General features: G+C 38.4%; 21 protein-coding genes and 1 rRNA gene. 18 read left to right on the plus strand and 4 right to left on the minus strand.

From position 1 onward, the window contains the following. The 7 genes from rrf to hisG form a co-directional block, all read left to right on the plus strand. Positions 1-89, plus strand: a 5S ribosomal RNA gene (gene rrf / locus DK207_RS13345); the annotation flags it as partial. Positions 90-229: 140 nt separating this feature from the next. Continuing rightward, complete coding sequence (locus DK207_RS13350; protein WP_109441597.1) at positions 230-565, plus strand: hypothetical protein; 336 nt, start codon at positions 230-232, stop codon at positions 563-565. 250 nt (positions 566-815) lie between these two features. After that, a complete protein-coding gene (locus DK207_RS13355) occupies positions 816-2,264 on the plus strand; it encodes an RNA polymerase factor sigma-54 (protein WP_109441598.1) in 1,449 nt (482 codons plus the stop codon). Positions 2,265-2,434: 170 nt separating this feature from the next. Next, positions 2,435-2,776 carry a ribosome hibernation-promoting factor, HPF/YfiA family gene (gene hpf, locus DK207_RS13360; protein WP_109441599.1) on the plus strand — a complete coding sequence of 114 codons (342 nt, stop codon included), beginning with the start codon at positions 2,435-2,437 and terminating at the stop codon, positions 2,774-2,776. 137 nt (positions 2,777-2,913) lie between these two features. Then, positions 2,914-3,165, plus strand: coding sequence for a BolA family iron metabolism protein IbaG (gene ibaG, locus DK207_RS13365; protein WP_004637997.1), 252 nt, complete (start codon positions 2,914-2,916; stop codon positions 3,163-3,165). Between the two features lie 6 nt (positions 3,166-3,171). Continuing rightward, positions 3,172-4,431: a UDP-N-acetylglucosamine 1-carboxyvinyltransferase gene (gene murA / locus DK207_RS13370; protein WP_109441600.1), complete on the plus strand. Its 1,260-nt coding sequence runs from the start codon at positions 3,172-3,174 to the stop codon at positions 4,429-4,431. Further along, positions 4,428-5,111: an ATP phosphoribosyltransferase gene (gene hisG / locus DK207_RS13375; RefSeq protein ID WP_004799890.1), complete on the plus strand. Its 684-nt coding sequence runs from the start codon at positions 4,428-4,430 to the stop codon at positions 5,109-5,111. Before murA ends, hisG begins: the two co-directional genes overlap by 4 nt. A 48-nt stretch (positions 5,112-5,159) precedes the next feature. Here hisG and DK207_RS13380 read toward each other — a convergent pair whose 3' ends face one another. Both DK207_RS13380 and DK207_RS13385 read right to left on the minus strand, forming a co-directional pair. Further along, positions 5,160-6,026 carry a sigma-70 family RNA polymerase sigma factor gene (locus DK207_RS13380; protein ID WP_109441601.1) on the minus strand — a complete coding sequence of 289 codons (867 nt, stop codon included), beginning with the start codon at positions 6,024-6,026 and terminating at the stop codon, positions 5,160-5,162. 6 nt (positions 6,027-6,032) lie between these two features. Then, positions 6,033-6,464: a carboxymuconolactone decarboxylase family protein gene (locus DK207_RS13385; RefSeq protein ID WP_109441602.1), complete on the minus strand. Its 432-nt coding sequence runs from the start codon at positions 6,462-6,464 to the stop codon at positions 6,033-6,035. Positions 6,465-6,737: 273 nt separating this feature from the next. Between DK207_RS13385 and hisD the strand changes: the two genes are divergently transcribed. Beyond that, positions 6,738-8,030 (plus strand): histidinol dehydrogenase, encoded by a 1,293-nt coding sequence (hisD, locus tag DK207_RS13390; protein ID WP_109441603.1) that lies wholly within the window; start codon positions 6,738-6,740, stop codon positions 8,028-8,030. A gap of 159 nt (positions 8,031-8,189) precedes the next feature. Then, positions 8,190-9,275 carry a histidinol-phosphate transaminase gene (hisC, locus tag DK207_RS13395; protein ID WP_075316120.1) on the plus strand — a complete coding sequence of 362 codons (1,086 nt, stop codon included), beginning with the start codon at positions 8,190-8,192 and terminating at the stop codon, positions 9,273-9,275. An 8-nt stretch (positions 9,276-9,283) separates the two neighbouring features. On the opposite strand, the gene pabB is transcribed toward hisC, so the two are convergent. Further along, positions 9,284-10,627: an aminodeoxychorismate synthase component I gene (pabB, locus tag DK207_RS13400; RefSeq protein WP_109441604.1), complete on the minus strand. Its 1,344-nt coding sequence runs from the start codon at positions 10,625-10,627 to the stop codon at positions 9,284-9,286. Positions 10,628-11,142: 515 nt separating this feature from the next. Here pabB and DK207_RS13405 point away from each other — a divergent pair. From DK207_RS13405 to DK207_RS13430, 6 genes are all read left to right on the plus strand, one after another. Next, positions 11,143-12,000: a DUF6160 family protein gene (locus tag DK207_RS13405; protein WP_109441605.1), complete on the plus strand. Its 858-nt coding sequence runs from the start codon at positions 11,143-11,145 to the stop codon at positions 11,998-12,000. A 272-nt stretch (positions 12,001-12,272) separates the two neighbouring features. Continuing rightward, positions 12,273-13,106, plus strand: coding sequence for a C39 family peptidase (locus tag DK207_RS13410; RefSeq protein ID WP_109441606.1), 834 nt, complete (start codon positions 12,273-12,275; stop codon positions 13,104-13,106). Between the two features lie 43 nt (positions 13,107-13,149). Continuing rightward, entirely contained in the window at positions 13,150-14,268 is a 1,119-nt protein-coding gene (locus tag DK207_RS13415; protein WP_109441607.1) for a hypothetical protein, read from the plus strand. A 12-nt stretch (positions 14,269-14,280) separates the two neighbouring features. After that, positions 14,281-15,945, plus strand: a complete 1,665-nt coding sequence (locus DK207_RS13420) for an OmpP1/FadL family transporter (protein WP_109441608.1) — start codon at positions 14,281-14,283, stop codon at positions 15,943-15,945. Next, a complete protein-coding gene (gene filE / locus DK207_RS13425; protein ID WP_109441609.1) occupies positions 15,945-17,150 on the plus strand; it encodes a putative pilus assembly protein FilE in 1,206 nt (401 codons plus the stop codon). Before DK207_RS13420 ends, filE begins: the two co-directional genes overlap by 1 nt. Positions 17,151-17,172: 22 nt before the next feature. Beyond that, entirely contained in the window at positions 17,173-19,182 is a 2,010-nt protein-coding gene (locus tag DK207_RS13430; protein WP_109441610.1) for a hypothetical protein, read from the plus strand. A 35-nt stretch (positions 19,183-19,217) separates the two neighbouring features. On the opposite strand, the gene DK207_RS13435 is transcribed toward DK207_RS13430, so the two are convergent. Next, complete coding sequence (locus DK207_RS13435) at positions 19,218-19,766, minus strand: NUDIX hydrolase (protein ID WP_109441611.1); 549 nt, start codon at positions 19,764-19,766, stop codon at positions 19,218-19,220. Between the two features lie 114 nt (positions 19,767-19,880). Between DK207_RS13435 and DK207_RS13440 the strand changes: the two genes are divergently transcribed. The 3 genes from DK207_RS13440 (at position 19,881) to tsaB (ending at position 21,860) form a co-directional block, all read left to right on the plus strand. Next, a complete protein-coding gene (locus DK207_RS13440; RefSeq protein ID WP_162540237.1) occupies positions 19,881-20,495 on the plus strand; it encodes an NUDIX hydrolase in 615 nt (204 codons plus the stop codon). 30 nt (positions 20,496-20,525) lie between these two features. Then, on the plus strand, positions 20,526-21,053 hold the full coding sequence (locus DK207_RS13445; protein ID WP_162540238.1) for a gamma carbonic anhydrase family protein: 528 nt from the start codon (positions 20,526-20,528) through the stop codon (positions 21,051-21,053). A gap of 138 nt (positions 21,054-21,191) precedes the next feature. Beyond that, on the plus strand, positions 21,192-21,860 hold the full coding sequence (gene tsaB / locus DK207_RS13450; protein ID WP_109441614.1) for a tRNA (adenosine(37)-N6)-threonylcarbamoyltransferase complex dimerization subunit type 1 TsaB: 669 nt from the start codon (positions 21,192-21,194) through the stop codon (positions 21,858-21,860). The last annotated feature ends 1 nt before the right edge of the window (position 21,861 follow it).

Consider the following 21,861-nt stretch of genomic DNA (forward strand, 5'->3'; position numbering starts at 1 on the left):
ACCTGATCCCTTCCCGAACTCAGAAGTGAAACCTCTTCGCGCTGATGGTAGTGTGGCACTTGCCATGTGAGAGTAAGTCATCGCCAGCTTTTAAATCTAAACACCCCCTCCGCTAACGCTGAGGGGGGGTTATCGTCAGTGGAAAAAGAAAAATAGAAGCCAATATTTAACGAGTCGTGCTATTTTTATCCTAATTAGATGCTAAATAAGAAATGCTATTAGGAGTGATATGATTCTCTATGAACTTTTATCTGCTATTGGAATTGTCTATTTAGGGCTTTTAGTATGGAAGTCGTTAGAAAAACCTAAGAAAAAATATCAAGCACCTAGAGTTATTCGCGAATGGATATTGGATGATCCTGAAGGTGAGCTATATGTAGCGTCTATTACATCAGATCAAAAGGTCTGGTCTGCTTGTGGACGTTATGCACATTCTTCTGGTTCAGCAAGTACGACTTGGTCTGATTTTCTCTCAGGGGATTTAAATGAGCTTGTGCGAACAACGATGGGGCAGAAAGTATTGGATGAAATGATTGAATGCCTAAAGCAGCAAAATATAAAGTAGCTGATATTTCCTCATCATAAAAAGATTCAGTCTGCTCTGATAAGTGTTCCCATTTAACTTGAACTATCATTTTCCAGAGGGCGTTGAGGTTAAAGTAGACTCCGTATTACATAAATATTTATACTTTCGCTATTTTTTTGAACAAATCAGTCAGTAGAAAAGAATTTTCCTTATATGCGTAAACATGACTTTATGTTATAAATATTTTTATAGGCATGTTTTTTGCTTGTTTAAACAAAAAGGAAAGACTATGAAATTATCTGTTGGATTGAAAGTTGCGAATAGCTTATCGTTAACTCCTCAATTACAACAGGCAATTCGTCTTTTGCAGTTATCAAGCTTAGAATTGGAACAAGAAATTCAGATTCAGCTTGATAGTAATCCTTTACTAGAAAAAATAGAAGAAACAGGCATAACTGAGAGTCTTTCTACTTTGGAAAGTAAAGAAAATGATGATTTGACGACTGAATTAAATGCTGATCATTTGCCGAATGATTTACCTGTTGATACCGAGTGGGATGATATATACACACATCAATCAACAGCATTAGGCTCTCCTGAATATGAAGAACGAGAAGATAATCGTCAGGTTCAACATAATTTAAAAGAGCATATTTTAGAGCAAGTTAATTTGTTGAATTTTTCTTCTATCGATAAGTTGATTGCCTATTGCATTGTTGACTCTCTTGATGAAAAGGGATTTTTAGATGCAGAACTTGAAGATATTCAGTTAGCAACCACACGCTTTCTAGATGAAATGGAAAGTGATGAAGAGGTTGAGTTGGATGAAATTATCGTTGTTCTTAAGCATATTCAACATTTAGATCCGATAGGAGTAGGCTCTCGAAACTTGGCCGAATGTTTGAGAATTCAACTTGAAGCATTGAATGAACATGTGCCTTATGTGAGTGAAGCCAAGAATCTTCTTAAATTTTATGAGTTACTCATTTCAAATGACTTGAACAAATTATTGAAACAAACGGGTCTATCCAAAGAACAATTGAAGTCAGCCGTTGATTTGCTAAGAACGTTAAAACCTTATCCAGGACTAGAATTTAATCAACAAGAGTCTGAGTATCAAGTCCCCGATGTAGTTGTCGGTAAAAAGGATTTACATTGGCAGGTACAACTCAATCCTGATGTTATGCCAAAATTGCGCATTAACTCTTTTTATTCTGGAATGATTCGTCGTGCGGATCAAAGTGATGATAACGTTTATTTGCGTAATCAAATGCTTGAGGCGAAAAATTTTATAAAAAGTATTGATGAACGTCATAAAACTTTATTGAAAGTTGCGACCTGTATTGTTGAGCATCAACGTGCATTTTTAGAACAAGGTCCTGAAGCGATGAAACCTTTGGTTTTGCGAGATGTGGCTGAAGAAGTTGAATTACATGAGTCCACCGTCTCTCGTGTAACGACAAATAAATATATGCTTACACCGCGCGGTCTATTCGAATTGAAATACTTTTTTTCAAGTCATGTGGGAACAACAACGGGTGGGGAAGCATCTTCTACAGCCATTCGCGCCATGATTAAAAAGTTGGTTTCAAATGAGAATCCATGTAAGCCATTGTCAGATAATGCAATTGCTGAAATGCTGAAAGTAGAAGGGATTGAGGTCGCACGACGTACGGTGGCAAAATATCGTGAATCGTTACATATTCCATCATCTTCTGAAAGAAAAGTCTTGATCTAAATTTCAAGGTGTGACTATTCTAGGGGTTCATTATTACGAAATAATGAATCTTTTAATGATCACTAGAGGAGTCGCTGAAAATGATTTAATGGATGTTGAACCACAAAATGTGCATTAAATTTGCTTAAGCGACGTTCTCGAATCCTGAGAAAAAGGTGAGGGATAGAATTATGCAAATAACAATTCGTGGACACCATTTAACCATTACACCAGCAATTGAAGAAAATATAAAAGAGAAGTTTAGCCATATGACCAAGCATCTGGATCAAGTGAACAGTATGCAGATCAAGCTGGCTAAGGACCATCAGGTAGACAAGCGGTCACATAAGGGGAGTGCAAACCATATTGCAGAGGCGATTATTCGTCTTCCGGGGGTAGAATTGTTTGCACAGGCAACAGCTGATGATATGTATACTTCGATCAAAAAATTAACAGAGAAATTAAAAAGACAACTTGCAAAACATAGAAAAATACAATGTTCTTATCAACATGAACTTGCACTTTTAAGTTGATTTTTATTTTATAAAAGAGGCTTTTTGTTGAGCCTCTTTTTTTTATTGATAAAAAAGAAGCTGTATACTGAATTAAGTGAAAAAGTTATAGTAAAATAACGCGTTTTACACCAGTGGTTGTATAAGAGGTCTTAGTAATGAATAGTGAGCAGCTCACGCAAATTTTAAAAGAAGCTTTCCCTGAAGCAGAAGTAGCAGTGAGCGGACAAGCTGGAAAATTTGACCTACGTATTGTTGATGATCAATTTGAAGGTAAACGTACCGTTAGTCGTCAACAAGCCGTTTATGCACCTTTAAATTCTTATATTGCGAGTGGTGCAGTTCATGCTGTAACGATTCGTGCAATGACAAAAGACGAATGGCGCAAAGCAAGCCTTTTCGGAGCTTAAATATTAATGGATAAATTTTTAATTACGGGCGGTGTTAAGCTCGAGGGTGAAGTGCGCATTTCTGGTGCTAAAAATGCAGCTTTACCTTTACTTGCAGCGATGATTCTAGCTGACTCTCCGATTACGCTTACCAATGTTCCAAATCTAAAAGATGTAAATACATTAGTAAAATTGATTGCTGGTCTAGGTGTGACCATGAGCTACGAAGGTGAAACGGTTTGTGCTGATGCTTCGACATTAGACAATCAGTTTGCACCTTATGAGCTGGTAAAAACCATGCGTGCTTCAATCTTGGTGCTTGGACCATTATTAGCTCGCTATGGAAAAGCAAAAGTTTCTTTACCTGGCGGCTGTGCGATTGGTTCTCGCCCAGTGGATCAACATTTAAAGGCTTTAGAAGCTTTAGGTGCTCAGATCGAAGTTGAAAATGGTTATGTGCATGCTTCAGTTGATGGTCGCTTGAAAGGTGGTGAAGTCATTTTTGATATGGTGACTGTGGGTGGTACCGAAAATATCTTGATGGCAGCAGCATTAGCAGATGGTGTAACCACGATTCGTAATGCAGCACGTGAGCCTGAAATTACTGATCTTGCGCAAATGCTGATCAAGATGGGTGCCAAGATTGAAGGTTTAGATACGGATACGCTTGTGGTAACGGGTGTAGAAAGTTTACATGGCTGTGAATATGCTGTGGTCGCTGATCGTATTGAAACGGGTTCATATTTGGCTGCAGCTGCGATTACGGGTGGTCGAGTCAAAACGACACATACCGATCCTAGCTTGCTTGAAGCAGTGTTGGATAAGTTTGAGGAAATGGGTGCAGAAGTCACACGTGGTGATGACTGGATTGAATTAGATATGCAGGGCAAGCGTCCTAAAGCTGTGAGTTTTAGAACCTTACCACACCCTGAATTTCCGACCGATATGCAAGCACAAATTATGGCTGTCAATGCGATTGGTCGCGGTTTTGCAACGATTTCAGAAACGATTTTCGAAAACCGTTTTATGCATGTCCCTGAACTTTCACGTATGGGTGCTAACATTCAAGTCGAAGGACATGATGCGGTTGTAACAGGCGTCGAAAAACTTCAAGCAGCACCTGTTATGGCAACTGATTTACGCGCTTCTTTCTCTTTAGTTCTTGCTGCATTGGTTGCAGAGGGGGAAACACTAGTTGATCGTATTTATCATATAGATCGTGGTTATGAACGCGTGGAAGAAAAGTTGCAAAGTTTAGGTGCTCAGATTAAGCGAGTAAAAGGATGAATGACTTAAGAAACGATGATCCAAATTTTGATGTGATGGGCAATTTTGATCATGGTTTAACTTTAGCACTCAGTAAAGGTCGTATCTTAAAGGAAACATTACCGTTACTAGAAAATGCAGGTATCAATTTACTTGAAGATCCTGATAAATCTCGTAAATTAATTTTTCCAACCACCCATAAAAAAGTTCGTATTTTAATTTTACGTGCTTCTGATGTGCCGACTTATGTTGAAAATGGTGCAGCTGATTTTGGTGTGGCGGGCAAAGATGTATTGATGGAACATGGTGCACAACATGTTTATGAGTTGCTTGATCTAAAAATTGCAAACTGTAAGTTAATGACTGCAGGTAAAGTAGGTATGGAACGTCCGAAAGGTCGTTTAAAGATCGCGACTAAATATGTCAATCTAACCCGTCAATACTATGCAAGCTTAGGTGAGCAGGTTGATGTGATTAAACTTTACGGATCAATGGAGCTTGCACCTTTGGTTGGTTTAGGTGATTACATTGTTGACGTGGTAGATACAGGTAATACTTTACGTGCCAATGGTTTGGAGCCTTTGGAAGAAATTTGCAAAGTATCATCTCGCTTGATCGTCAACAAAGCAAGTTTTAAGCGTAAACAAGCTTTACTCAATCCGATTCTGACGCAGCTTGAGCAGGCGATTAATAATCGCTAAAAAATTTCGAATGAAATATTGAAGGTCAACTAAGGTTGGCCTTTTTTATTAGAGTTTTTCAGGGTTGCGCAAAACATAAATGTCGGAGATGTGCTGTTGATCAAAATGAAAAGTTAGTACGATCACACAATGATGTTGCTGATCATATAGTTTGAAACCGATATTGCCATTCAAATAACACATTTCCCAAGATAACTCAGTCCATGCTTGAAAGAGTAAACGTTCAAAAAAGCGTAATACACTGTTCAGATCCGTAAAGGGTTGCCGAATTGCGGAAACTTTACCACCGCCATCGGCTGTAAATAAAATATCTTCACTTAAAAGTGCTTTAAGTTGCTCTAGATTGTGTGAATGAATCGCATCTTTGAATGCATTCAGCAAAGTTATCTGATGAGAAGTCGGTATGGTCGAAAGTACTTTGGGCTGCTCTGCAATCCGTTTCTTACTGCGAGTCACCAATTGGCGACAATAATTTTGCTGTTCTAAAAGTATGTCTGCAATTTCAGCGTAATCAAGATTGAATATCTCATGCAATATATAAGCGGCACGCTCTTTGACAGACAGTTTTTCTAAGATGAGCAGAAAGGCAGTGGAAAGGGTGTAATCTGATTCGACCAATAACTCTTCAGTATGATGATAGGGTTCAGGCAACCATGTTCCGATATAATCTGTCCGAGATTTGTGATGAGAGCGCAATAGATCAATACAATGTCTTGTGCATATGGTGGTAAGCCAAGCTTGTGGATAGATAATTTCATGTTTGGGTTGCTGTTGCCATTTGATAAAAACATCTTGTAAAGCATCTTCAGCATCACTTGTTGAACCTAAAAGTCGATAGGCAAGACCAAACAAAAATGTTCGGCTTGCCTGAAATAGGTTTAAGTCGTCTTGACTGATATTGGTTGGTCTATTCATTTAATTTTAGTGTTGCGAAATGCCGATGCGATTCCACAAATTAATCATGCCAATCAATAAAGTTAAAGCAGAGATTTGCTGTTCATTGAAGTATTTAAGTAACTCGACACGAAGTGGTTGGTAATCTGTTTGCGGTTGTAAATGGGTGAGTGCTTCTACCCAGGCAAATGCAGCTTTTTCTTGCGCACTAAAATCCGAACAGTGACGCCAAACAATCAAGCGATCTAAACGTGTTTGTGTTTCCCCGTCAGCTAGTGCTTCAGCAATGTGCATCTTGACACAGAAAGAACATTGGTTGATTTGCGAGGCTTGTAGCAGAACAAGATGATAGAGGGATCGTTCCAGTAAAGCAGAGTCGTCAATATTTTGATGTACTTGATAGAGAGACCGAATTGCTTCTGGTAAATGTGTTTTCGGATGAGTATTTAGCTTTGCCATTTTTAATGTTCCTCGTTTAAATCAATAGCGTTACTAAATTGACGATTCAGAAAGTGAAGTTGTGACAGAAAGTTAAAAAATATTTTATAAGATATTGTTTTTATTTTATAAATTTTATTATTGTTTATTGGGGTTTTGTCTTGATGAAGCGGTATTCATGGTTTATCGAAGAATTCGCTCTTTACTATTGATTTTTTAAGCAGATATTGCCCCCACAAATCTGATTAAAAAGAGTAAACTTAGCGTTCTCTTTTTCACCTTGTAGGTAAATTGATGCGACGTTTATCGACTCAGGATCAGAATTTTAAACAAACATTTGCTGAGCTTTTGGCATTTGAAACTGTGAATGATCCTCAACTAATTCAAACTGTAGACCAGATTATTGCCGATGTTCGTCAGCATGGCGATGATCATGTACTTAAGTTAACGCAGCAGTTTGATCGACATCCAGCGCATCAATTTTCTGATTTAGAACTGACACAAGCACAACTTAAGACTGCCTTTGACGGTTTAAGTACTGAAATCCGTGAAGCCTTAGAGTTGGCAGCAAAACGTATTCGTTCATTCCATCAGGCGCAGAAGCAAGAGGGTTGGACTTACGTAGATGAACTAGGTAATACCTTAGGGCAGAAGGTTACTCCGCTTGATCGGGTGGGAATCTATGTGCCAGGTGGGTTAGCTTCTTACCCATCCTCTGTGCTGATGAATGCTTTACCTGCACATGTTGCGGGTGTACCTGAAATTATTATGGTGGTTCCGGCACCGAATGGTGAACTGAATCCATTGGTTTTAGCCGCAGCATATTTGGCTGGTGTTAGTCGAGTTTTTACCATTGGTGGTGCGCAGGCTGTTGCTGCGTTGGCGTATGGCACACAGACTATTCCTCCTGTAGACAAAATTACTGGACCAGGCAATCGATTTGTAGCAGCAGCGAAACGTGCCGTATTTGGTCAAGTCGGTATTGATATGATCGCGGGGCCTTCTGAAATTTTGGTCTATGCTGAAGGTGAAAATAATGCCGATTGGTTAGCAATGGATGTGTTATCTCAAGCCGAACACGATACAGTTGCTCAAGCGATTTTCATTACACCTGATGAAGCGCTTCTCAATGCCGTTGAAGCTGCGATTGAAAAACATTTAAATGAATTGCCGAAAGCAGAAATTGCGCGAACTTCAATTCAAAATCGTGGTGCATTGGTACTGGTCAAAGACCGAGCAGAAGCGGTTGAGTTGATCAACCAAGTGGCCCCTGAGCATTTGGAACTTTGTTTGGATGATGCTGAATTGATGAGTCAAGACATTCGTCATGCTGGTGCGATCTTTATGGGACGTTATACACCAGAAGCAATCGGAGACTATTGTGCAGGACCAAACCACGTCTTGCCAACATCGGGCACTGCACGTTTCTCATCGCCATTAGGTGTATATGATTTTCAAAAGCGCTCAAGTTTGATTATGTGCTCAAAAGATGGGGTTAAAACCCTAGCGAAAACTGCTGATGTACTCGCAGTGCAAGAAAATCTTGATGCTCACGCACGTTCAGCACGTTACCGTTATGAAGTTTGAACTAGAAGTGAGTGCTGTAGCCTAGCACTATAAAAAATATAAACCTCTCCCTGACCCTCTCCTAAAATGAGAGGGGACTTGTCACGATACATGTGAAATAGGTTTGAAGACTCCTCTCCCTTGGGGCGAGGTTAGGAGGGGGTAACAAGAGAATAGAAAATGACGTTTACAACAGAACAAATGCGTTTTTGGAGTCCTGAGGTTCGTGAACTAGAACCGTATGTGCCTGGTGAACAACCAAAAATTCAGAATTTACTTAAACTTAATACCAATGAAAATCCATATCCGCCTTCACCAAAGGTGGTAGAAGCTGTTCAAGCTGTATTATCCAATCAAGCCGATGCTTTACGTCTATATCCTGATCCAGATGCAACTGCCTTAAAACAAGCGATTGCAAAACAGCAAAATGTGGATGTTGAGCAAGTTTTTGTTGGTAATGGTTCTGATGAAGTGTTGGCTCATATCTTTAAAGCATTCTTTATTCAAAAAGAACCGATCCTTTATCCTGATATTACTTATAGTTTTTATCCTGTTTATAGTCAGTTTTTTGGGATTGAAACGAAGCAAATTCCATTGAATGAAATGTTTGAAATAGATGTTTCAGATTATCAACAAGAAAATGGCGGCATCATTATTACCAACCCCAATGCGCCTACAAGTATTGCGTTAGGATTGGCAGAGATAGAAAAAGTATTACAGGCAAATCCAAATCGTGTGGTTGTGATAGATGAAGCTTATGTCGATTTTGGTGCTGAGACAGCTGTTCAATTAGTCAGTCGTTATGACAATCTCGTTGTTTGCCAAACGACATCTAAGTCACGTTCGCTTGCCGGTCTGCGTGTGGGTTTTGCGATTGCACAAAGTCATTTAATTGCTGCACTTGAAGCGGTAAAAAATAGTTTTAACTCTTATCCAATTGATCGTTTCGCGATTGCAGCAGCAGTCGCTTCATTTGAAGATCAAGGTTATTTTGAAGCACAATGCCAAAAAGTGATTCAAAGTCGAGAGAAATTGGTTAATGATTTAAATACGCTTGGCTTCAACATTTTACCGTCAAAGGCAAATTTTATTTTTGCTACGCACCCTCAACATGATGCAGCACAGCTTGCTCAGCAGCTTCGTGAACAGGGAATTATTGTTCGTTATTTTAATAAACCAAGAATTAATCAATTCTTGCGTATCACGATCGGTACGGATGAGCAAAATCAACGTTTGGTTGAGACGCTCAAAACAAAGATATTATAAACCGATATTTATTTTTCGGATTGCTGCCATGTATTGAGTAAATCAATCATGGCAGAAATTTTATCAAAACATTCTTGATACTCTGCTTCCGCGTCTGATGCGATCGTAATACCGCCTCCAGCCCATATTGATAATTCATTTTGATATTTTTGAATACTGCGGATCAAAATATTCCAACGGCCCGTCCCATCAAAATTAAAATAACCGAGACTACCGCAATATGCACCACGCGGAGCACCTTCTAACTCCTCAATGATTTGCATAGCACGAATTTTAGGTGCACCCGTAATCGAGCCCCCAGGGAGGGCGGACAGCAACATTTGCATTGGGTTGATTTCCTCTTTTAATGTTGCCGTGATTTCACTGACCATATGATGGACTTGGTTAAAGCTTTCGATTTCAAACAGTTTTGTTGTTTCTACTGATCCTGTTTCGGCATATACACTTAAATCATTTCGCAGTAAATCTACGATCATCACATTTTCAGCTTGATCTTTTTCAGATTGGCTCAGCTTATTCTTCGAAATTTGATCCTGTTTAGGGTCATTAAAGCGTGGCATGGTGCCTTTGATTGGGCGTGTTTTGATTTTTCGCTCGGCTTGAAACTCAATAAATAGTTCTGGAGAGCAGCTTAGTAACTCAAAATTACTAATATTAAGATACCCTGCATAAGGTGCATGTGTGAGATCCCACAAAACTTGGGCCTGACTCAACAATGATCCCTCGACTTTCGCTTTAAATTCTTGCGTTAGATTGATTTGATAGCAATCCCCAGCTTTAATATATTCTTGGACCTCATCAAAAGCATCCATATATTGTTGTTTTGACCAGCGCGGATGGCATTTTGAAACTAAGTTAAGTTTCACATTTTTTTGGGGCTGTTCTAATCGATGACAGATTTGATCATAAATGTATTGCGCTTCGTCTTCATCGCTATGGAAATACCAAGCATTATTTTGGAACTTTAAGAACGTTTGATATTTGCCTAAGAAAAAACAAGGTTGTGAGCGGATAGTATTGTCAATATTGAGTTGTGCTGCATAGTCATAACTAAAAAATCCAATATAGCCCCCTTGGAAACTGACATTGTTTGCCTTTGGAGGCGAGGTTGGGTCTAAATTGGTGAATTCTAAAATTGATGTCGTGGTGCTCTTCTGATATTGATCAAATTCAATACGATCAAATTGTTGTAGTGTCGAACGCTCTATAATTAAGAATGCTTTAGGTGAAAATGCGATAATTGGATTGTTTTGATCATACAAATAGGTTAAGCCAGTCAAACCATCTAATTGCAATAGCAGGTCAAATGCAGATGTGAGTTGCGTATTAAGCTTGCGATTAAAATAAGACATAAAACAACAATGACTTCATCTGTATTTGAGGTTTCAAATTGTACTACAACCAATAAAAATCTACTGATACGTCAGATTAAAAAAACATCGAATATTTGTTTGAATGAATATCGAAAAATAAATTTTAATCAAACTGATTTTTTCTGCATATTGTTGAAGCTCATTTGTATTTTGTTACATCCCTGATATTGAGCTTCTGTCAGTAGAATAAAGCGGCATCTCTTGAAAATGCGCACGTAAAAACAAGCATATATTTCTTTAAATTATTATAAATTTTATATGTTTATTGTTTATCTCTGGCTGTTAGTCAACTTTTTAATGATTCAGCCGTTTATCGGTTTATTGGTAAAAAACATTTAACAGGAGTTGAACATAAAATAACAAACGAGTAATTTAGTACTTGCTAAGCGAACTACTCAAGGATTGGAAGTTCAGGTTGTCATTAAAGAAAAACGACAGTGGACAGTTTAGAGTAGTGAAAGTCAAAAAAATAAATGCTCTTGGGAGAGTGCTCAATGAAAATGTTTACTAAACTAGTTTTAGTTTCTTCAATGGCGATTAGCGCAAATGCAATGGCTATGCAGTCAATGGATGATGCTGCACTAAGCGCTGCAACAGGTCAAGATGGGATTAATATCGGTATTGCTTTAGATTCTACTGGTATTTCTATCGATAAATTATATATTCACGATAACGATGGTTTGCAAACATCAACAGGTATTACTGGTGCTACTGGTGTAGCAGGTGCTATTTCAATTGATGGTCTTTCTATCACTCAAAGTGGTACTGGTAATTTACTTGATTTAGTGATTGATACTGATGCGGGTACTTCAGGTGCATTCCTGAATATCGCAGCAAATGTTGGTGCTGTAGATGTTAGTATTGGTTCGATTGGTGTTGCTGCATCAAATGGCTCTGAATTAACTGATACTACAACTGCTGTTCGTGGTGTAACAGGTACGACTTCTGAAATTCTTACTGGCCTAGACCTATCTTTAGGTGCGATCTCTGCAAATGTTCAATTGGGTGCTACACCACAAGGTGCGATGATCAAGTTGGATTCTACTCTGCAAGGTGGTTTGACGATTTCTAACCTTGGTATTAATGATGCTGCTGGTGGTGGTCAAATCTACCTAGACAATATTTATGTTCGTGGTGACAATGCTACAGGTGATCTTGATATTGATACAGATATTTCTGTAACGAATGCGGGTCTTCGTATACAAAATAATAGTACTCAAAATATGAATGTGTATATCGCAGGTGTGCGTTTAGGTGCTAGCGCAACTGGTGCTACTAACGCATCAATTGGTGATATTGAAATCCAAGGTTTAAATGTTGGCTCATCAACCATCACGATTTCTGGTCACTAATCAGTTTTCAAACAAAAAAAGCGCATTTTGCGCTTTTTTTGTTTATTGAAAATAATCTTTATGAACTAAAAGTACCTTACAGATATTTTTATGGATACATAAAGCTGGTCTTATTAAAGAAAATATACATTTCGTCAAAAAAAATAAAAAAAAGCTGTATTTTTTCATAAAAAAAGGTATCTTCAACATGCAGGGACGTAGTGTTTTAATGATTGAAACACTAAAAATAAAATGAATAAGGCAAGTGCTGCCACGGTTAGAAAAAGAGACTTATGTTAGAGATCGCTTTAGGCTCGGCATTGATGTATTACTTTACAACGCAAGCCTTTGAAATAGAAAAAAAACCAGATGGGACTGTGTATTATACAGAAACCCTAGACTCTCGTAATCCTTCGTTTACACGGAATCACCGCGAAGCCGTCACTATTAAGCCTGCTGTGGAAGATCAGTTCCGCGGTATTGTACGTCAGGCTTACGATTATAGCTGTGGTTCAGCAGCATTAACTACATTATTAAATGGTTATGCTGGTTTGAGTTTAACAGAACAGCAAACAATGTCTGGTTTACTACAGTATGGTGAATATCAGCGAATCATTGAGCGTCGTAGCTTTTCTTTGTTAGATATGAAAAGGTTTGTGGCTGCATTAGGGTTAAATAGCGGGGGCTATCGAGGGCAGTTTTCTGACCTTGCTGCATTAAAGCAGCCTGCAATTGTTCCAATTACTTATGCTGGCTTTAAGCATTTCGTTGTTTATAAGGCATATAAAGATGGGCGTGTTTATGTCGCTGATCCGGCATTAGGAAATATCAGTTTTGATGAGACACGTTTCAAAGAGGTCTGGGATAATAACACGCTCTTTTTGGTTGATGTACCTGAACAATATCGAAAGAATCTTTTGGCTTTACAAGATGCGGATATGCGACATGTTGAAGATGCGACAATCAATAAATATGCACTTGTGGATACTCAGTTTCAAACGCCGCGTTTTGAGCGTTTAGCCGATCGTGCTTCGACGATGCGCCGAGTTATAGATACCAATCCAGATTCAACTCGTTATAACCAACCAGTAACGACTTATATGCGAATGTACTATAAGCGCAAATAGTTCTTAAGTTTTAGTAAATTAAATGCATAAGTAGGATGTTAGAATGAATAATCAATGGATGAATATGAGTGTGCTTGCCTTAAGTTTAAGTGCAATCACAACAACTCTTTATGCTGAAGAACAACCTCAAGTAGATTATGCTGAGCAAGTGCAAGCTGAGCAAGAAACATCAGCAGGTGATGTGGTTGAGTCGGTTGTTGTGCCAGATGGTGGTGCGAATCAAGCAGCGAGTGCTTTGCAACAACAAGAAGGTGATGCATCACAAGAAGCAAATTTACAAGAGGTCTTTACGGCAAGCGAGCGTCAATATTCTTTGATCAAGAAGGGGACTATATCTTCATATTATGATATTGATTATACCTATTATAGAGATAGCCGTATTGATGCATCATTGGAAGATGGACGTTTAAATAACTACCGTGTTGAAGAGGATGCGAACCATACTCTGACCAATACCTTTACTTTGCAATATGGTGTCTTGGATAACCTGACTTTATCTGCATCGTTGCCCTTTATGGCAAAAAAACAATTAATAGATGATAAAACGGCTGCAGGTTTAGGAGATATTTCTTTTAGTGCGCGTTGGGAACCATTTCCACTGAAACAAGGTCGCCTTCCTTTAATCATTTTTGGTAGTGCATCGACTAAGACTGGGGACAGTCCTTATGAAATTGCGATTGATGAGTTATCTACAGGTAAGGGCTACTATTCTGTGGGTGGTGGTGTCAGTACCCGTAAATATATTGATCCAGTGGTTTTATTTAGTTCTGTTTCTGCAAGTTATGGTTTTAAAGAAACGGGCTTAAATCAATTACGTGGTGGTGGTGCGAATGGGCCACGTATTTTGGATAGTTTTGATCCTGGTCTAAGTGGTGGTTTTGCGTTTGGTTTCGCTTATTCGTTTAACTACGATGTTTCACTGACGATGTCCTATCAACAAAGCTTCAATACGGGTGCCAAGTTCTATTTTAAAAATGGTGAAAGCTTTAAATCCGCTGATCAAAGTAGTTCCATGCTGTCCTTTGCTTTAGGCGTCCGTGTATCACCAGCCACAATTGTTAATGGAACAGTTGGGATTGGCTTAACCGAAGATGCACCAGACGTTACTTTGGGCTTGTCTTTCCCGCTTGATATTATAGGTTTCGGCAAGAAGCTGCGTTAAGGAGATGTGAAGGTGAAATACCCTAAATTATGTCCCTTGACGATTAGTATTTTAATTGCGGGACTATCCAATATTGCTCATGCTCAGCTTGGGCAAGACTTATCTGTTGATCTCAGATCTTTGGCATTGGGGAATGCTGTAACAGCAGACCCTCCAGGAATTAGTGCGGTTCATTTTAATCCCGCAGCACTGGCGAAACTTGATGGTTTACAAACCGATGTTCAGGGGATTTTAGCTAACTTTTCAATTAAACGAGACTATACAGCACCTGCAGGTTATAACGTTTTTGGTTACTCTGATGATCCCTTGGTTTGTAATGATGGCCCTGAGATCGATGCACGAATCTGTACAGATTTTAAAGGAACTGTGTCTGGAGATGTCGAGTATGCCAGTATTTATGTTCCAATTTTAAAGAAAATCGTTGACCTAGGGCCGAATATGCCTTTGGCAGCGCCTACAGCTGGGATTTCCTATAAACCGCCTGGTTCTAAGGTCACGTATGCGACATCTATTTATGCTCCACTGGTAGCAGGCTTTGGCGCAGAAGATGGTAACCCAAGTAACTACATGGGACAACAAGTTGCATTAGAGCGTATTACTTATTTATCACCGTCTTTTGGTTATCAAGTGAATGATCATTTAGCTATTGGTGCTTCATTTGGTATGTCCTACCAAGCAATTGCAATGAAAACTGATTTACGCTTTCCCAATGAAATGATTGGGGTATTGCGTATGGTTGATGAGGTTGTCTGTGCTCCATTTAAAGGCAATGGCGATATTATTACCGGTTTACTGCTTTTTGGTATGTGTAATGCTAAAGAAGGGATGAACCCATTTAATAAAATGGGTTCACTTGATATTGCTATGGAGCAATCATTAAGTCCAAGCTATAATTTAGGATTACTATGGGAACCAACTGATGATTTTAGCTTTGGGATGGTGTACCAGAGTGAAGCCAAAATGCGTCTGCATGGCAAATACCTGATTAATGTTGCTGAAGCACCGCAACAGTTGATTGCAGGTTTAAACTCATCAGCAACAGGGCAGATTCTTGCAGCAATTCTTGGTTTTCCAAGCTATGCGCCAGCGGTAGAGTCTGGTTTAGTGGCAATGGATTTTAAATATCCTCAGCATTTCAAAGCAGGGATAAAATATAAAATATTTCCAGATTTACAAATGAATTTCGATATTGGTTGGACGGATTTCTCTGCATGGGATAAGTTTAAATTTGAATTTGATCGACAAATCTCATTATTAAAAGTCGCAAAATTGTTATCTGCTGATATTACTGAACGTTCATTAGCATTACCTTTAAATTTCCAATCTTCGTGGCGTTGGGGGATTGGTTTTGAATATTCTGCGACGGATCGTTTAAAACTACGTATAGGTTATGAACCACGGACAAGTTCTATTCCTGATGATAAGCGAAATACAATGGTTCCGATCAACAATGCACAATTGTTTGGGCTTGGTGTAGGCTATCGCTTTGATCAAGATACAGATTTAGATTTATCTATTGGTTTCTTACGTAGTCGTGATGATATTCCTGCGAATACCAGTAGTCTAGCCAACAAAACGGGGGTTGATAATATCTTACTCAATCCATATGCAGGGCTTGATATTAAAACCAATACCAAAGTGACTCTACTCGGTATTAACTATAGAACAAGATGGTAATGCAAAATATAATTAAACAAGGGCCTAAGTTTGCGATTTTAATATTGGCTATCGCATGTGCAAATGGCTCAAATAGTTACGCTGATGGTTTTTATACAATCATTGGGCCAGATGGTCGTCCAATGATTGTTCCTACACGTAATGCAAAACAGGATGTTGTTGAAAAAAAACAAGTAGATAAGGTGTTGTCTAATCAAAGTAAAGTTAAAAATATTGATATAACGGAATCTTCGCAAATTCAACAAGCAGAAATAAACTTAGGTACAACCAAGCCTTTAGCTCCACGAATCGATTCTGTCAAATCTCTCGCATCAAAAGCTGATAACACTCAATCTGAAACAATACCGACAGTGATTCAGGCAGAGCGAGTTAATCCTACCACACAGCAAAAATATACTCCGCCTTCTAAAGTTGAAAAAGAAGTGAAAGCTTCTATTGTACAAGCGCAAAAATCTTCATCTGTTACAGAGACTAGTAATATTGCTGTTGCACAGAATAAACCAATCGCTAAAGAAAAGTCTCATAGTGCATTTGAGAAAATTGATGGTATCGAATATGTAAATAGCGATTATCTAGAAGATCAGGAGTTTAATTTAGACGGGAAAAAACGATTCTATATGATGCCAGACGGAAGTGGTCGCCTTGAAACGGTTGAACGTAAAAAAGGTGTGAGTCGTTCGGTTTTAGATAAATTATTAAATCGTTCTGTTCAATCTACTGTACCGATTGCGTTATCTGAAAGTTATATACGGTTGTCAACACAAGATCTTGCACTTGCTTTTGAAGATGATCAATGTTTTTTGGAAAATTATTCAAAATCAATTAAAACATTAACGTCTAAAAAGGATGTTGGGCTATGGCCTCGTAAGCCTTTAAAAGAAAAGTTTGAATATGATCTCGTGAAATTAGATAGCTCAATTCAATATTTACAAATTGATTCTTATGCCGCAAGTGCTGAAAAACCAGTCTATTATTGGCCTTTAGTCGTTTTTTTAGATGAAAAAGGGTGTGTTAAAGAGGGAGTTAGCGGTTTCAAAAATGGTGAAACTCGTGCAAATCTATTACAGCATGCGGCAATTAATGGTGTTATTAAAGTTCCAGCTAATGTGAAATATGTCATGATGACCCCATTAGCTTCTGCAGTTGATCTTCCTGAAAATAGGCTCACCAATCAAGGTCAAATCAAAATTTCTGTTATACAGTAATTATATTTAGGATGAAGTGTTTATGAAAAAAAGGATTGTATTGCCATTTGCACTTTCAGCATTAGCTATTCTATTAAATGGATGTGGTGGTGAAAGCGCTAAAATTAATGAAGATCCAAGGAAAGGTGTTACAGGGGTTACATCAAGTACCAGTTGTGATGTGCGGCAAGATAATTGTTTGCAGTTTGTTTTAGACTACCCAATTGCAGGTATTAATTTTGATTGTAGTAGTGACAATATTAATCATTTTGCAACGAAACTTGATAGTAATGCTGTGACAGGAGCCTGTAAATTAGGTGATAGAGTAAGCTTTTATATTCAGGGTGAGGAATCACCTAGAATTGATTTGGGTACGATTCATTTAGATAATATAACGAAAACAAAAGTGGGTGTACCAGCGCGTATTAGAGTTTTCGATTTAGCGATGGCTTTAACAGGCAAAACTCCTACAGAAGTAAGCAAGAGTGATGATACAACTCTTGTTGCTATGGCATTGGTTAAAATTTTCCAAAGTTTAGGTGCAGAAAAGAAAAGTAATGTGATTGGTGATATTCAACCAACAGAGATCACACAGGAAAAAAGAAATCAATTAAAGAATATTAGTCGAGAAATTGGAGGCGCAGAATTTTATAGTGGTGAATATATTGGCCTTATTGAACCATGGTTAGATGTGAGCAAAATCAATGATGATCAAGCATTTACAATCGTTAACCAATTACTTAATTTAAGTAATATGGGAATATGGTATGCAGAATTGCCAATTTTTAAAGCAGGAAGTAATGGAGTCATTGATATACCAAATGAAGGGAGTGGAGTTTTCCCTGATGGTTTATTTGGATGTAACAGAGAGCTTTACACAGATTGTTTAGATATTAAGGACGGTAAAGGCGCAAACTTATTACACTCTATGGGGCGTTTTGAATTATTAACAGATCGTCAAGGGTATATTCTTGGTTATGGACAACAGTGGAAAGGCGCGCCAGTCATAACGAATGATGTTGTATCCCCACCAATAGCATTGATTACAAAAGTTAAACCCGAAAAGTTACAAATTACGGCACAAAAAAATTGGTTTAATTTGGTTAATCAAGAGATTAACCCAGATCAGCCTTTACGCTTTACATTGAATACAGATAATCCTGCTGAAGATTTATTAATCACACAAGGTAAATTAATTAATGGATCAAATATCGCAAGTACAGAAGCAGTTTATCGACAATTGACAAAAGCGAAAGCGACAGACCCATTTAATAATGCCAAAGATTTGGGTTTATGGAAGCAAAGTATTAATAGCATAAACTATAAAGGTGTAACGGATGTCTTTAAGATCAATCCAGCAAGTTATCTACCAAAAGATGTATTCACTACAGAAAAGAATGTTCAATCAGGACAACGCTTTGCCTTCCCATTATATGCAACTTTAACCTTTAGATTTCAGGATAGTAGTATTTCACCAATTGATTTGGGTATCGTAATTGATGAGCATGGTGATATTCGTACTGACATTAAAAAAGATGCAACTGCTACAGATATGTCTGGTGTTTGTGCTAAGGCTGAACCACAATCTAATGGTACATTTATCGATGAAAATGGTGTAATACAATATCGAATTGGTACAACGGGCGGAGCTTTGTATTCAGCAAATGATAAATCAATTACTGTACGTATGATTTTAGCAAATCCAAGATTTGGTGCACTTGAAGGTGTATTGCTAGGCCTAAATTTCACTTCTTTAGATGGACAGTTGAATATTGGGGGGGCAAAAATTAACGTACACAATTTATTAAATGGACAAGCAAGTGGTATTAACTTAACGAACTTTTCAAATAATACAGCTTCCTGGTTAAATAATTATGCTTTATATCTGACCACGTATATCAATATTTATGATAACAAAGATACGGATAAGAGCAAATATGTTGAGCCAACAGCTCAAGAGCGTGAGTTTGCGAAAGGTTATAGAGGTACTGCAAGTATTCGAATCGCAAATCAAAACATTCCTGCCTGTAATGCGATAAAAGTAAAATCTTGATTCATTTAAAGACCGCAATTTGCGGTCTTTTTTATCTAGCCAGTGTGATCTAAACGCGTGCCAAGTGTTTCTAGGTGAGTTGTAAATAAACCTTGTTTTCTATCAGAAAAATAATGTCTTAATGTTTGTTCAACACTAGGGAAAGCGAGTTCTGTCCAAGGGATTTCATGTTCTTCAAACAATCGACATTCGAGACTTTCTTCGCCAGCGCCAAATAACCCTTGTTTTAATTGTGCTTTGAACAACACGTAGATTTGTCCAATACGTGGAATATTATACATACAGTAGAGTTGTTCAATCTCAACTTCAGCTTCAGCTTCTTCTCGAGTTTCTCTAGCAGCACCTTGTTCCATGGTTTCAAAAAGTTCCATATATCCAGCAGGTAATGTCCATAGTCCATAACGTGGCTCAATGGCTCTGCGGCATAGTAAAACTTTATCATCCCAAATGGCTAAAGCTCCGCAAATCACTTTTGGATTTTCGTAGTGAATGTTGCCACAATTTGTGCAGACCAATCTTAATCTATGATCACCTAAAGGAATTTTTTGTTCGGTTTGATGCCCACACGCAACGCAAAAGCTCATAATTATCATCAGCGAGAGAGATAGCTCAGCATAACCGAATTTTGACGACTTCGCATCATCCTCTATGATTGCAGTTAAAATTTCGGCTATGATGATGAAAAATGAAAACAAGAGATGAGTCCTATGGAAGAGCCATCGTTAATACAGCTTTTAGAACAACGGTTGCGTTTTTCCAAACGAATCCAACAAGCAGATGCAGCTGTGTTAATTGCAATAACACAGGAAGTGCAGCCTCGTGTGTTATTGACACGTCGTTCTATTCATTTATCGCAACATGCGGGTGAGGTATCATTTCCTGGCGGCAAGCGTGATCCGAGTGATACCAGTAATATTGTGGTTGCGCTACGCGAAGCACAAGAAGAAACATCTTTGAATCCATTTGATGTAAAACTTTTAGGTGATCTTCCGATTCAGCGTGCACGTAGTGGTTTATCTGTGAAACCAATTGTTGGTTTGATTCCTGCACATGTGGATTTAATTGCTCAGCCTTCTGAAATTGATCGCATTTTCTTTGCAGATCTACAAGCATTGATTGAGGCACCTCCACTTCCTTACGAGGTGCGTTTAGCTCGACAATCGATTTATTTCCCGAGTATGCAGGTGGAAAGTGAAATTGTATGGGGGCTGACTGCCCGAATGCTGATTTCTTTATTTCAATATGGATTGGGCTATCAAAAGAATTGGCCTTTTCTTGTTAATCCACCAAATTTTGGTTTGTCTAAGTTTTAATTTTGTCTAACAAAACGAGTTTTTATCATGATGTATAAATATCAAGGATTGAGTCCAAAAGCATTACATGAACCTTGGGATGGTTGGGCTGCGCCTAATGCGACTGTAATCGGGCAGGTGGAGTTAGGACGTCAAGTCAGTATTTGGTTTGGTGCTGTGGTACGGGCAGATAATAGTGTGATCCGTATAGGCCATTTTTCCAATATTCAAGAGAATGCTGTTTTACATACTGATGCCGGTATCGAGCTCAATATCGGTGAGTATGTGACGGTTGGACATCAGGCAATGTTACATGGTTGTACAATTGGTGATAATTCACTGATTGGTATAAATGCGGTTGTCCTGAATAATGCTGTGATTGGTAAGAATTGTATTATTGGGGCAAATGCGTTAATTCCAGAAGGCAAAGTCATTCCTGATAATTCTGTCGTGATGGGGGCGCCTGGAAAAGTGGTAAAGACGATAGATGAACAGGGCGCAGCGCGTTTACGTTTAAGTGCATTACATTATGCAGAGCATTATAAAAATTTTATAGATATGGAACCGTTTAGCTTTTAATCGATATCTTTATTTGAAATAAAACCAGCCAAACAGAAGTTTGGCTTTTTTGTATCTAAATGGAGAACAACTCGAATATGAGAATGGAGTACGTTATGATATCGCTCGTTTTTCATCATACTTCGCTTAAGGTTTCGCATGAAGTTGCTTGCGTTGGAAACTGCAAATGAGCAGTGTTCCGTATCATTGGTTGATATGACTCAAGAGCTCTATTTTCAATTAGATAGTCGTGCGAAAGCACAAACCCAGACGATCTTACCGTTAATTGAAGATGCTTTATTACAAACAAACACCCAACTCAAAGATGTCAATGCAATCGCATTTAGTCGTGGACCAGGTTCTTTCAGTGGAGTAAGGATTAATGCTGCAGTGACACAGGCATTGGCATGGTCACAAGACTTGCCTGTGATTCCGGTTTCCAGTTTACAGGCTTTAGCACAAGCTGCATTTCGTCATACAGGTATGCAGCAAGTTACAGCTGTACTCGATGCACGTATGCAAGAAGTTTATATTGCCAATTTTAGCCTTGATGAACATGGAATTATGCAGGCGATTGATGATGAGAAATTATTGAATTACGAGCAAGCTACGGCATATTGCAAATTTATTGCAGTCGGTTCTGGTGCTGCACTCATCCAGGCTAGCCAGGAAAGTTCGCAAGTCATTGTGGCAACCGCACAAGATATCGCCAGTATTGCAAAAGTATATGCAACACAACATAAATGGGTCGATGCAGAATATGCACTTCCTGTTTATTTACGTGATGATGCATGGAAAAAAATTCCAGAACAAGGTAAAGCGGGTTAGG

It is taken from the genome of Acinetobacter haemolyticus (assembly GCF_900406815.1).
GTDB classification, from domain to species: Bacteria; Pseudomonadota; Gammaproteobacteria; order Pseudomonadales; family Moraxellaceae; genus Acinetobacter; species Acinetobacter haemolyticus_A.